Source organism: Pontibacillus salipaludis, from assembly GCF_014642405.1.
Classification (GTDB): Bacteria; Bacillota; Bacilli; order Bacillales; family BH030062; genus Pontibacillus; species Pontibacillus salipaludis.
Window position 1 is genome coordinate 39,800 of record NZ_BMIN01000025.1, and the last position, 13,792, is coordinate 53,591.

A 13,792-nucleotide genomic window follows, 5' to 3' on the forward strand; every position below is an offset into this window, starting at 1 on the left:
AATTAATACCTCGGCTTTCTGTTTTGTATTTCTTCTAAGAACTGCAGGTAATGTTCATATCTGTAAGAAGGAATTTCCCCTTCTTCTACCGCAGCTTTAACCGCGCACTTTGGTTCTTTGTTGTGTAAGCATCCTCTAAATTTACAATACTCGCCGTGCTCTCGCATTTCAGGAAAACAATCCGGGAGTTCATCATATTCTAGGTCTTGAAATTCAAGAGAACTAAAACCAGGCGTATCCGCAATAAGCCCCCCGTACATTTCAATGAGCTCCACATGACGTGTTGTATGCTTCCCTCGACCAAGGCTTTTCGAAATGTCATTCGTTTCAAGGTCTAAATGAGGCTTTAGGGCGTTTAACATTGAAGACTTTCCTACACCAGATTGTCCAGCAATAACAGTGGTTTTCCCTTCAAGGTAAGGTGTAATTCCCAATAGACCATCCTCTTCTTTTGAAGAGCCCACAATCACTGTGTACCCCAGTTTCTCATAGTCTTCCTTGTATGACTCCAGCTTCTCAAGCTCCTCATCATCGACAAGGTCTGTCTTCGTTAATACAATCATTGGTGTAATATTTTTCGATTCGATCAAGACCAAAAATCGATCCATTAAAATCGTACGAAACTCTGGCTCTACAACTGATGCTACAATCATCGCTTGATCAATATTCGCTATAGGTGGTCGAACTAACTCATTTTGTCTTTCGTCAATATCAAGGATATAGCCTTCTTCATTCTCGTCCATCTCAAATGATACGTTGTCACCTACAAGCGGAGTGATTTTCCTCTTGCGGAAATTCCCTCGTCCCTTACACGGATAAACAGAATTTCCATCCTGAACGTAATAAAAACCACTAAGCGCTTTTACAATCTTACCCTTTAACATCTATTCAGCTTCACCTTCTTCATATGGTACCTCTTCTTCTTTCACCGTTTCACCATCTACCTCTACCCTATAGTAAGCAGTTGAACCTTGTTTCACTCGAAGGGGTATGGTGAATTCTTTTGTTTGATTTATGATTTCGTCTATATAAGGCGTATCTACATCTTCATTTTCATCATCAATATAAATTTTAACCGTTTTTTCAATAGTTTCTTGTTGATTTGCGTTTTCTTCCCCATTGTTATCTTGAGGTTGCTCATCTTCTTGAGATTCATTTTGTTCGACTTCAACGGTGTATTTTTTATTAACAGTTCTATAAGAAGGTGGTTCCTGACCTTTAGAGACCCATACCCTCAAAGTCGATCCTATATCCACTTCTTCGTTGGCAGTTGGCTGCTGACGAATAATTTGACCTTGGGGAACTGATGAACTGAACTCTTGCCCAGCTTCTTCGAGCGAAAAGTTATTTCCTAAAGTTGATTCTGCTTCTGAGATTGTGCTCCCCGTGACATCTGGTACATCTACTTGTTCAGGACCACTGCTAACCACCAACACAACAGATGTTTCTTCCGGAAGAACCATATCTCCAGCACCTGGAGTAAGATTGGAGATGATTATACCTTCTTCAACATCAGATGAATTCTCTCGGTTAAGATATACCTTCTTATACCCTTTCTCTTCCAATTCTTTCTTGACTTTCTCGAAAGAAGCCCCCGCGTAATCCTGAAATTCTTCTTTTTTCTTACCAAGGCTTGAGAAAATAGTAATTTCTGAACCTTCTTTTACAGTAGACCCTACTTCAGGATTAGTCCTAATGACTTTTCCTTCTTCTACTTCAGAGGAATTAATAGCCTCGCGATTTACTTTCAAGTTGAGCTCCATTAACTGACTAAGCGCTTCCTCATACTCTAGTCCTCTTACATCAATCACTTCTACGTCATCAGGAATCATAAAAGCCGGGATAAGAAATAACGCCAAAACACCTGCTCCAATTAACGTAAATAAAATCCCAAAGACCCATCCTTTCCACTTCCTTTTCTTCTTAGGAGTGGTTGGTGGTGGCTCAGGGTCAGTATTAACCTCTGTATGATCTGTCTGATGTATAATCGTATCATCTGTACGCTCAGAGTTATAAGCATCATTCGTTATAATTGGAATTGCTTTTGTTACTTCTTCATCATCATCCAAAGGAACGGTAAATTTCGCTTCATCTTGCCTTTCGGGCAAAAGAGCAGTATCTAAGTCTTCATCAATTTCAGATATATCATCATAACGATGAAATGGATCTTTTGCTGTTGCTTTTAATACAATATTTTCCACACTTTGAGGTACTTGTGGATTCCATCTTTTCATAGAAGGAGTCTCACTTTGCAGATGTTTCAAAGCAATGGACACAGGTGACTGACCCGAAAAAGGAAGTCGCCCAGTCAACATCTCAAATAGAACGATTCCAATCGAGTAAATGTCTGATTTCTTAGTTGCCATACCTCCTCTTGCTTGTTCAGGAGATAAGTAGTGTACAGAACCTAATACTGAATTGGTTTGGGTTAAGGAGGTAGCGCTTAAAGCCATAGCAATCCCGAAATCCGTTACTTTTACTTGTTTATATTCATCAATCAATATGTTTTGGGGTTTTATATCCCTGTGCACGATATGGTTATCATGGGCATGTGTAATGGCTGCTGTAATTTGCTTAGTAATATCTAATGATTCTTGAACGTCTAGTGGTCCGTATGACTGTATGTATTGTTTCAAAGTCATTCCATCAACATATTCCATGACCATGTAGTAAATGTGTTCTTCTTCACCAACATCATATATGTTTACAATATTCGGGTGAGACAAGCTTGTAGCCGAATGAGCTTCTCTTCGAAACCTTGCAATGAACTCATCATCATTTGCATATTCCAAGCGAAGTACTTTGATTGCTACATCTCGATTTAAAATCGTATCACGGCCCAGATAAACATTGGCCATTCCTCCGCCACCAATGGTTTCCCGGATTTCATAGCGGTCATTTAAAAGGTGTCCCTTTAGCATTAAGACACACCCTCTTCCGTTGGTGCATCATGATGAACGAGCACTAACGAAATGTTATCTTCTCCCCCACGCTCATTCGCAATGGTTACAAGCTTTTCAGCAGCTTTCTCAAGAGGGAGTGGCTCTTGAACGAATTCAACCAGTTCATCATCTATCATTTTATTCGATAAACCATCTGAACAAAGCAATAACTTATCATCTTCCTCCCAGATCACCGTATTAATATCCACACTCGTTTCAGACTCTGTTCCAAGTGCCTTTAATAACACATTCTTCCTAGGGTGATGCTCAGCATCTTCACGGGTAATCTGACCAGCTCTTACAAGTTCATTCACTAACGAATGATCTTCGGTCACTTGCTTAAACCCAAATTCATTTGACAAATAACAGCGACTATCACCTATATGAGCTACAGACACAAATTCTTCTGTACAAATAGCCGCTACAATCGTTGTCCCCATTCCCTGGCATTCTTCATGGTTCAAAGCATACTGGTATAATTCTTGATTAACATTTTTAATTGTACGTTGGAGCCAATCCTCTGCCTCTTCTGCTGTTTGAATAGGTTGAGCGTCAAGCCACTTATTATGTAAAGAGGTCGTCGCTATATTACTCGCAACGTCTCCTGCTCGATGTCCACCCATCCCATCTGCTACAACGGCTAACACTTGATTGTTTTGGTTAAAGAAAATTCCCCCAGCGTCCTCATTATGGCTACGAACCTGTCCTTTGTCCGTCAAAAAATAACCATTCAAGGGTTTCACCTCGTCTCTTATTTAAGCTGAATGTGATCGATGCTAAATATAAGTTGATGAAGTACTTATTGTCTTTCGGCACGTCACTCTTGTTATTACTAAGCAAGGACATGTGCCTAAAATAAAGAACAGACCCCAATGTTCTATTTTGTACAATGGGGTTTTGTTGTTCTTAATCTAAATTCACGTAAAATGTCTCAACTAAACGATTAGAATTCGCCAAATTTCAAAAATCCATTTATCATTTACGCTTCAATCTTGTTAAAAAGAAACCGTCTGTATCAAAGTCTTGTGGAAATAGTTGAAGACCCCACTCGCTTAGACCAGGTAGATCTTTACAATCTTCAGGTAGATCATTAAAGAAGTCCTTGTCCACTTCAAATTCTGAATGACGATTTAAGAAATCTTGTATAACTTCCTCATTTTCTTGACGGTCTACTGTACATGTACTATATACTAGTGTACCATTTTTTTTCATTAATGAACTCACTGATTCAAGCAACTCTTTTTGAATAGTTGAGAGAGAAACAATATCATCTTCAGTTTTGGAATACTTAATGTCTGGTTTTCCTCTCACTACACCAAGACCAGAACAAGGAGCATCTAATAATAATCGGTCAAATGTTTCAGCACCGATTAACTCAGGCAGGTGCCTAGCATCAGCTTGTGCTGTTGAAATATTTGTTAAACCTAGTTGATCCGCCTTCTCTGCCACTAGCTTGACCTTCTTCTTATGAAGATCAAATGAAGCAATTTGCCCGGTGTTATTCATCTTCTCAGCAATATGGGTTGACTTTCCGCCAGGTGCGCTACAAGAATCGAGAACATGCATGCCTTCCTGAAGATCCATCATCTCGGCTACTAGCATGGAACTTTCATCCTGAACTGTTACCCCACCTTCATGGAAGATGCTGTGACGAAGTATATTACCTGAGAAGATGATAATTCCTTGCGGTGACAAGACAGATGCTTCAACATCAAAACCGTCTTCTTGTAATGTTTCCATCACCTGAGCTCGCGTATAGCGAGTCGTATTCACTCGAACAGACATTGTTGGTCGCTCCAAGTTCTTACGACACATTCTTGTTGTTTCTTCAAGCCCATACATATTACTCCAGCGTTCTACCATCCACTTTGGATGACTCGTTTCTATTGCTACACGCTCAATAGGGTCCTCAATTTCATCAAGTGAAGGTACTCCATTACGCTGAAGGCTACGAAGAACACCATTTACCATAGATACTATACCTTTATGCCCTCGCTTTTTAGCAATTTCTACTGCTTCATGAATAATAGCATGATCAGGCACGCGCTCTAAGTAGACCATCTGGTAACAAGACATATAAAGTAGCCAAAGAACCCAAGGCTTTAACTTCTTCTTATTTTTAACAAAGGGGGTGATGTAGTAATCTAAAGTATCTTTGCGCTGCACGGTTCCATAAACAATCTCTGTTAATAAAGAGGTGTCACGGTCTGATAACCCTCGCTTTTCAATAGTTTGGTTAATTAAAAGGTGGCTGTAACCTCCATTTTCACCAACGCGAGTAACAATATCTAACGCAGCATTTCTTAGAGCCATCTCACTCATTGGCTTCACCTAAAACATAGCCCACTTCAAGTGATTGACCAGCTCCACGTAAGAAATCACCAGCAGCCATTCGCTTTTTCCCTGATGGTTGAATATCTGTTAACTTAATTCCAAACCCATCTCCGCAAGCAACCACAAACCCATCTTCATCTAAACGAACAACTTCTCCAGGAGTTCCTTTAAAGGAGTCCTGTACTTTCACTCCCCACCATACTTTCATTGGCTTATTGTTCCATGTTGTGAAAGCAACTGGCCATGGATGTAAACCGCGAATATGGTTATAAATTGTTTGTGCGTCATTATTCCAATCAATTCGCTCTTGCTCTCGCTTAATATTAGCAGCGAAGGTTACTTTACTTTCTTCTTGCTTAACAGGAGTAATAGCACCATTCAGTAAATCAGGTAATGTGTCATGTAAAAGAGCTGCACCGACTTCTGAAAGTTTATCGTGAAGGGTGCCAACATGATCTTCTTCTTCAATTGATACACGACGTTGACTCAGGATATCCCCTGCGTCTAATGCTTCTACCATATACATTATTGTAATCCCGGTTTCTTTTTTCCCTTGAAGGATTGAATAATGAATAGGCGCTCCTCCTCTAAGTTCTGGAAGAATCGAGGCATGTACGTTTATACAGCCGTACTCAGGCACCTCTAATAATTCCTTCGGGAGGATTTGACCAAATGCAGCTGTGACAATTAGATCGGGATGGTATTCTAGAACATCCGCATACTCATGCTTAATTTTCTCTGGTTGCAATACAGGAATGTCGTGACGGTTCGCCTCAACTTTAACTGGAGGAGGTGTCATTTCTCTCTTTCGCCCTTTAGGACGATCTGGTTGGGTGACAACTGCCACCACATTATATTGGTCTTCAATTAATTGTTGTAAAACTGGGACAGCAAAATCTGGTGTTCCCATAAATACGATACGCTTCATTTCAACATATCTCCTTTCTTACATTAGCTGGTACGGTTGAAAATCGATCGTGAGCTGCAAATCCTTTTGTTGAATAGCGTCCTCATATATTTGAAATAGTCGATTCATGACCTTGTGTAATGTTGGTTCATTTCTGTATTTTATCATGCATTGATACCGATATCTATCTTTGATCCGGGTTAGCGGTGATGGTGTAGGTCCTAAAATAATCGTTTGGTCTGAAAGATGATCACGTAAAAACTGAACTATTTTCTGCGTAACATCCATTGTGTACAAATGATTTGGATGGGAAACAGTGAGTAATGTTAAAAAGTAATACGGAGGGTATCGAAATGTTTTCCGCATCTTCATCTCTTTCTTATAAAACGACTCGAAATCGTACTGACTTGCCATCTCAATGCTGTAATGTTCAGGAGTATAACTCTGTACAATAACTTCACCTGGCAATGTATGCCTACCAGCACGTCCACTAACTTGAGTTAATAACTGAAACGTCTTCTCAGATGACCGAAAATCAGGCAGGTGCAACAATGAATCTGCTGCTAAAACACCAACAAGGGTAACATTCCCAAAATCGAGCCCTTTGGCAATCATTTGTGTCCCAAGTAATATATCCGCTTCCTTCTCTGCAAACTTCGTTAATAATCTCTCGTGTGCCCCTTTTCGACGCGTGGTATCTACATCCATTCGTATGATTCTTGCCTCTGGTATAAGTTGATTCAGTGACTCTTCCACCTTCTGAGTCCCTGTACCGAAGTAACGAATTGTGTCGCTCTCACAACTTGGACAAGTAGTAGGCATTGGTTCCTCATGAGAACAATAGTGACACTTTAATCGTTCTGCTTTACGATGATAGGTCAAGGCAATATCGCAATGAGGACATTCTTTCACTTCACCACAATCACGACACATGACGAAAGTTGAGTAACCTCTTCTATTCAGGAACAAAACAACTTGTTCACCTTTTTGAATACGATCTTCAATTTTCTCTCGAAGTTGTATAGAAAACATAGATCTATTCCCTGCATGAAGTTCCTTTCTCATATCAACAAGTTCAACTTCAGGCATACTTGCATTGTTCATTCGTTTTTTTAACGTAAGAAGCTTATAGACATCCTTCTGAGCTCTTGCAAAAGACTCGAGTGTTGGAGTTGCACTACCAAGGACAACAGGACATTGATGGTATTCTCCACGCTCAATGGCTACGTCTCTTGCATGGTACCTTGGGTAGTCTTCTTGTTTATAACTAGATTCATGTTCTTCATCAATGATGATAATACCAATATTCTCAAAAGGAGCAAAGATAGCTGAACGCGCACCAACTACTACCTGTACTTCCTTTCGTTGAATCTTTCTCCATTCGTCAAACTTCTCTCCTGCAGATAGAGCACTATGTAATACAGCGACCCTTGAGCCAAAGCGTCCTTTAAATCGCTCTACCATTTGTGGTGTGAGTGCAATTTCAGGTACTAGCACAATAGCTTCCCTTCCATCATCAAGTACTTGTTGGATAGACTGGAGATATACTTCCGTTTTACCACTTCCGGTTACACCATGAAGAAGGAAAGGAACATGTCGCTTCTCTTCGATAGAAGCAAGAATAGGTTCGATCGCCTCTTGTTGTTCTTCTGTTAACGGAAATGGTGTGGTACGCTCATATTCTCGTTGCTGATAAGGGTCCCGGTATACTTCTTTATACACAGTTTTTAAAATTTCTTTATCAAGTAATGGTTTTAAGGATGCTCTTGTCGTTTTAAGTTCTTCTAATAATTTTTTCTGTAAAATTTCATCTGGATATTCAATAAAATAGGCAAGAATCAAACGTTGTTTCTTAGCCTGTTTGGGCGTGTCATGATAGATTTCTTCTAAGCGATGAGAAGGGATATTCGGAACGATATAGGTCTCTTTTTTCTTCGTTTCCTTCCCTTTCACTTTATATTGAACCTCCACGATCCCTTCATGAATGTGTTTTTGAATTTGAGAGTAGGACATAGAAGAAGATTCAATTTCCTCATAAGGGATCACACCCCGTCCAGCGAACATCCTGTCTAGGTCTTCTGTTAAATCTTCATGTTCAGCAAGTAACCACAGCTCTTTCTCATACTTTGCCTTGAGTAGTTGAGGTAACATAGCCTGATAGGCAGAAACGTAAAAACAAAGCGTAGTTTCTGAGATCCACCTTCCTAGTTGAATAAGCTCAGGTGTTAAGACAGGAGTCAAATCCATTACGTCTTGAATTTTTTTTAAGCGAGTAAAACTTGTTTGATCTGTCACTTCTAATACAAAACCCATGATTTTACGAGGTCCAAATGGAATAATGACTCTCATACCAGGCGATACAACGCCTATTAATGAATCCGGTATTTTATAATCAAATGGTCTGTTCGTTTGGCTTGTAGGTACATCCACAATTACTCGAGCGATATTCACGTATGACCATCCTTCAACTCATTTGCCACTTGTATAAGAATCTGATAAGCCACATCTTCTTTAGACTGAAGTGGAAGATTCCATTCCAGACCACTTCCATTAATATAAGTGACAATATTTGTATCAGTCCCGAAACCAGCACCTGCTTCAGATACATTATTCACAACGATTGCGTTAGCATTCTTTTTTATAAGTTTTTGCTTTGCATACGTAATTGGTTCAGTCGTTTCAGCCGCAAATCCGACAACAAACTGATTTGTTTTAGCTTTGCCGATTTCACCAAGTATATCTGTTGTTCGCTCCATCTCGATCGATAAAGAACCCTCTTTCTTCTTCATCTTTTGATCTAGAGGGGTAGCGGGGCGGTAATCTGCTACAGCAGCTGTTTTAATAACAATATCTGATTGCGGGAGCTCTTTCATAACCGCTTCATACATGTCATGAGCAGACTCCGTTTGAATGACTTTAACTCCTAAAGGCTCACTAATGGAAACAGGGCCTGATATAAGTGTAACTTCAGCTCCTAGCTCTTTCGCTTTTCGAGCAAAAGCATACCCCATTTTTCCGGTTGAGAAGTTCGTAAAAAATCGAACTGGATCAACCCTTTCCCTAGTGGGTCCAGCGGTAACAACCACACGTTTTCCTTTTAGAGGAAGGAAGGGGCTCTCTTGTTCCTCTAACACGGAAACAATGGTTTCAGGTTCCTCTAATCGACCCTTCCCTACATACCCACAAGCCAAATAACCTTCACCAGGCTCTATGAATCGATACCCATAAGCTTCTAGCCTTTTTAAGTTCTCCTGCACAGCAGGATGGGCATACATATGCACGTTCATGGCAGGCGCTATATAAACAGGGGCCTCACTTGCTAATAGTGTCGTTGTCAGCATATCATCTGCAATTCCATTTGCCACTTTACCTATTAGGTTTGCAGTGGCAGGAGCAAGAACAATCAAATCAGCCCAGTCTGCTACATCAATATGTGATATTTGTTCAGGAATTTTTTCATCAAATGTATCTGTATACACAGGGTTTCGTGATAAAGCTTGAAACGTTAGTGGGGTTACAAACTCTTGAGCACTAGTTGTCATAATGACAGTAACATCAGCTCCAGCTTGAACAAGTTTGCTTGTTAATGCACAGGCTTTATAAGCAGCAATCCCACCTGAAACACCCAGGACAACTTTCTTTCCTTTAAGCATGATTATCCCATCCTTCCCATCTACATAAAAATAACAACCTTGATAAGGTTGTTATTCTTCGTGTTTATAATGCAATTTGCCTTCTTTGATTTCTTCAAGTGCAATACCGACGTATTTTTTTGAGTCAAAGGAATCAATTAAATACTTGTTCGTCTCTTGCATTTGACGAGCTCTGCGAGCAGAGATTGTTACTAGAGTATACTTAGAATTAATGGTTTCCATTAGGGAATCAATGGATGGTTCTAACATCATGATTCATCACGCTCCAATGCTTGTTTATATTGTTTTGCTACACGATCACGTTTACAGTGCTCGCTTCTGACAATAGATTGAACCGTATCTACCGCACGGTCAATTTGATCATTTACAACAACATAGTCATAGTAATCCATCATTTCAATTTCCTCTTTAGCCGCTGCTAAACGATTTCGTACTAATTCTTCTGTTTCAGTCCCACGACTAATAATACGATCTTTAAGCTCTTCAAGGCTTGGTGGGATCAAGAAGACGAATACACCTTGAGGGAAGTTTTCCTTTACCTGTAGAGCCCCTTGGACTTCAATTTCAAGAAAAACATCGTTCCCTGACTCTAATTGTTGCTCAACATAATCTTTTGGTGTTCCATAATAATTTCCCACATATTGAGCATATTCAATCAACTTTTTATTCTCAATTAGTGTTTCAAATTCCTCTTTGCTTTTAAAGAAATAATCAACTCCATCTACTTCTCCTTCACGAGGGTCTCGTGTCGTCATAGAGATCGAGTATCTAAGATCTGTATCTTTTTCAAAAAGAGACTTCCTTACTGTCCCCTTTCCAACTCCGGAAGGACCGGACAAAATAAATAAAATCCCTTTCTCATCTATCACAATAAAGCTCCTACCCTTCTTCTGACATATCGTCATGACTTGTGACACGTCCACCTACAGTTTCAGGTTGAACAGCCGATAAAACGACATGATCGCTGTCAGTTATAATTACCGCACGCGTCCTGCGGCCGTATGTAGCATCTACCAATTTATTATTATCCCGAGCAACGGTTATAATCCTTTTTATTGGTGCTGATTCTGGTGACACGATGGAAATGATACGATTTGCGGAAACTACGTTACCAAACCCGATATTGATTAGTCGTAAGCTCAATGTGGCTCCTCCTTCATCATCTAAAACCATTCAAGATTGTATATGAATACTATAATTATATGAAAAATTTTATGATAAACTCAATCATTATTCAACATTTTGTACTTGTTCTTTTATTTTTTCTATTTCGCTCTTTAATAATACTACCCATTCACTAATTTTTGAATCAGTTGATTTAGAGCCAATAGTATTCGTTTCCCTATTCATTTCTTGAACAATAAAATCAAGCTTACGTCCAATGGATTCGTTTAACCCTAACGTTGTAATAAACTGATCTGTGTGACTATACAATCGAGTAATTTCCTCTGCTATATCACCTTTTTCAGCTAATACACCAACTTCATGGAGGAGTCGTGAATCCTCATTAGGGAGGGCGGCTTGAGCATATTCCTCAATTTTCGTTTTTATACGCTCTCTTGTTTCATCAACAACGATTGGTCTTCGGCTTTTTAAATCATCCACAATTGAAACAACCGTTTCTAAACGGTTTTTTAAATCTTGACGTAATGCATCCCCTTCTTGCACTCGCATAGACACGGTGTGCTCACACGCTTCATCTATACAAGAAAGAATCATTGATTCCATACGATCTTCGTGTTCCTCTAACTCTTGAATAGTAAACAGATCTTCAAGCTTCGTCAAGACATTTACCGAAATTTCTTCTACCAGTCCATATCGAGCCTTAGCTTCTCGAAGTTGAGTTATGTATTGATCTAGCAGGTCCCAGTCCGTTTTTACAGTACGTTTTGTTAACGCTTTTCCTTCAACCGTGATAAACACTTCTAAACGTCCTCTTGTGAAAGATGGCTGCAACCTTTTTTTTACTTTTTCTTCAAGGTAAAGGAGAGACCTTGGCATTTTAGGAGCAATGTCTAAAAATCGGTGATTAACAGATTTAAGTTCCACCGTTACCGTTGTATCCTCTAATGTTTTACTACTTCTCCCATATCCAGTCATGCTTTTAACCATATCCATCACACCTATTATTACAAGATTATACCCATTTTAACATAACCCAGTCAGGATAAAAGAACTTGTACGTCATCAAAACAAAAACTGCCCTTTTAAAGGGCAGTTCCTATGAAAATCGACTATTAGTGAGCAGGGAAAAACACAAGTTGAATAGCAAATAATATTCCGAATACGTAAAGTAACCACGAAACTTCTTTTCCTTTTCCACTCACTACTTTTAGTAATGGATAAGTGATAAAGCCCATCGCAATTCCTGTTGCAATACTAGAAGTAAGGGGCATCGTTAAAATAATAATAAAACTAGGAAATGCTTCGTCGAAACTCTTCCAATCAACACGAGATAACCCTTCCATCATAAAACACCCTACAATAATCAGTACTGGTGCTGTAATAGCTGATACTCCAGAAATAGCTTGAATAAATGGAGAGAAGAACATAGAAAGGAAAAACAACCCTGCTATAACAAGAGAAGTTAGACCCGTACGTCCGCCTGCTGCAACGCCTGATGTTGATTCTACATATGCAGTAGATGGACTTGAGCCAAATGTAGAACCTACCGTTGTCGCAATTGCATCTGCCATTAAAGCTGATTTAGCCTTAGGTAACTTGCCGTCTTTCATGAAGCCAGCTTGTTCAGCCACTCCCACAAGCGTACCTGTAGTATCAAAGATCGTGACCAATAAGAAAGCAAATACAACAGCATAAAGACCTTCTGTAAACACTCCCGCAATATTCATTTCAAAGAAAACTGGAGCAGGCGGCATAGAAACAACACCATTAAACGTTAGCTGACCTGTGAAGAAAGCAATGATCGCTGTCATAACAATTCCATAGAATAGAGCGCCCTTTACATTACGAGCCATTAAAATCAGCGTAATAAACAATCCTGCTATTGATAAAAGCGTATTTGGGGCTTGAAGATCACCAAGTGTTAAAAGCCCTGCTTCTCCTCCGTCTACAATAATTCCGCTAAATTGCAAACCTAAAAATGCTATAAATAAGCCTATCCCTGATGTAATACCAAACTTTAATGAGTTCGGGATCGCTTCTATCAATTTCTCACGTAAACTTGTGAAACTGAGTAAAAGGAAGATCACACCAGCAATGAAAACCGCTCCAAACACAATGCTATAAGATAAACCATATTTCGTTACTACTGTAACAAAGTAAGCATTTAATCCCATTCCAGGTGCTATAGCAATTGGATAGTTAGCTAGTAATGCCATAAGGAGAGTACCTACAAGGGCTGAGATAATAGTTGCCATAAAAACTTGTCCAGATGGTACTCCAGCATTTCCGAGTATAACCGGGTTTACAAATATAATATAAACCATTGTTAGGAATGTTGTAATTCCTGCGTTGATTTCTGTTTTGATTGTCGTTTGATTCTCTTGTAATTTAAAAAAACGATTCAACTTCTTTCACCTGCTTTTCACGAATGATAATAACAAACATTGATAATAATATTCGTTTTTAGGATATATTTCAATACAAAATAACAATTTGTTTCAGAAATTTATTAGCAAAGGAAGATTTACGACTAAATATCTATAATCTTCAATGTTCCTCCCATTATTCTTGTAATGTAAATTACCAATATAACAGTGTAACCATATTCCTGCTATAAATAAATCGAGTAGGAGGAGGTGACTAACCTCCGTCCTCTCACACCACCGAGCGTACGGACCCGTACTCGGCGGTTTCCCTAAGTTTAACGTAGAAATTTATATCGATGAGATAAACTACGAAGCCCTAGACAATTCCAATAAGAATTGTTTAGGGTTTTATTTAGTATTGGGCTATTGGCTATTCGCCAATAGCCCTTCCTTGTATTTGCCCAT

Annotated in this window: 12 protein-coding genes; all 12 read right to left on the minus strand. The window is 39.3% G+C overall.

The window, feature by feature from the left end:
- Positions 1 to 2 precede the first annotated feature (2 nt).
- A complete protein-coding gene (gene rsgA, locus IEW76_RS19400; protein ID WP_188656034.1) occupies positions 3 to 884 on the minus strand; it encodes a ribosome small subunit-dependent GTPase A in 882 nt (293 codons plus the stop codon).
- Positions 885 to 2,921 (minus strand): Stk1 family PASTA domain-containing Ser/Thr kinase, encoded by a 2,037-nt coding sequence (pknB, locus tag IEW76_RS19405; RefSeq protein ID WP_188656035.1) that lies wholly within the window; start codon positions 2,919 to 2,921, stop codon positions 885 to 887.
- Positions 2,921 to 3,676: a Stp1/IreP family PP2C-type Ser/Thr phosphatase gene (locus tag IEW76_RS19410; protein ID WP_188656036.1), complete on the minus strand. Its 756-nt coding sequence runs from the start codon at positions 3,674 to 3,676 to the stop codon at positions 2,921 to 2,923. The genes pknB and IEW76_RS19410 overlap by 1 nt, the downstream gene beginning before the upstream one ends.
- A 241-nt stretch (positions 3,677 to 3,917) precedes the next feature.
- On the minus strand, positions 3,918 to 5,264 hold the full coding sequence (rsmB, locus tag IEW76_RS19415) for a 16S rRNA (cytosine(967)-C(5))-methyltransferase RsmB (protein ID WP_188656037.1): 1,347 nt from the start codon (positions 5,262 to 5,264) through the stop codon (positions 3,918 to 3,920).
- Positions 5,257 to 6,204, minus strand: coding sequence for a methionyl-tRNA formyltransferase (gene fmt / locus IEW76_RS19420; RefSeq protein ID WP_188656038.1), 948 nt, complete (start codon positions 6,202 to 6,204; stop codon positions 5,257 to 5,259). The genes rsmB and fmt overlap by 8 nt, the downstream gene beginning before the upstream one ends.
- Positions 6,205 to 6,222: 18 nt before the next feature.
- Entirely contained in the window at positions 6,223 to 8,634 is a 2,412-nt protein-coding gene (gene priA / locus IEW76_RS19425) for a primosomal protein N' (protein ID WP_188656039.1), read from the minus strand.
- Positions 8,631 to 9,836 (minus strand): bifunctional phosphopantothenoylcysteine decarboxylase/phosphopantothenate--cysteine ligase CoaBC, encoded by a 1,206-nt coding sequence (gene coaBC, locus IEW76_RS19430; RefSeq protein WP_188656040.1) that lies wholly within the window; start codon positions 9,834 to 9,836, stop codon positions 8,631 to 8,633. Before coaBC ends, priA begins: the two co-directional genes overlap by 4 nt.
- Before the next feature lie 51 nt (positions 9,837 to 9,887).
- Positions 9,888 to 10,088 carry a DNA-directed RNA polymerase subunit omega gene (gene rpoZ / locus IEW76_RS19435; protein ID WP_084599247.1) on the minus strand — a complete coding sequence of 67 codons (201 nt, stop codon included), beginning with the start codon at positions 10,086 to 10,088 and terminating at the stop codon, positions 9,888 to 9,890.
- Positions 10,085 to 10,705, minus strand: coding sequence for a guanylate kinase (gene gmk / locus IEW76_RS19440; protein WP_036778564.1), 621 nt, complete (start codon positions 10,703 to 10,705; stop codon positions 10,085 to 10,087). The genes rpoZ and gmk overlap by 4 nt, the downstream gene beginning before the upstream one ends.
- A gap of 10 nt (positions 10,706 to 10,715) precedes the next feature.
- Positions 10,716 to 10,979 (minus strand): extracellular matrix/biofilm regulator RemA, encoded by a 264-nt coding sequence (remA, locus tag IEW76_RS19445; RefSeq protein WP_036778562.1) that lies wholly within the window; start codon positions 10,977 to 10,979, stop codon positions 10,716 to 10,718.
- Between the two features lie 87 nt (positions 10,980 to 11,066).
- Positions 11,067 to 11,948: a YicC/YloC family endoribonuclease gene (locus IEW76_RS19450; RefSeq protein WP_188656041.1), complete on the minus strand. Its 882-nt coding sequence runs from the start codon at positions 11,946 to 11,948 to the stop codon at positions 11,067 to 11,069.
- A 125-nt stretch (positions 11,949 to 12,073) separates the two neighbouring features.
- Positions 12,074 to 13,366 (minus strand): NCS2 family permease, encoded by a 1,293-nt coding sequence (locus IEW76_RS19455; protein ID WP_188656042.1) that lies wholly within the window; start codon positions 13,364 to 13,366, stop codon positions 12,074 to 12,076.
- Between the last annotated feature and the right edge of the window lie 426 nt (positions 13,367 to 13,792).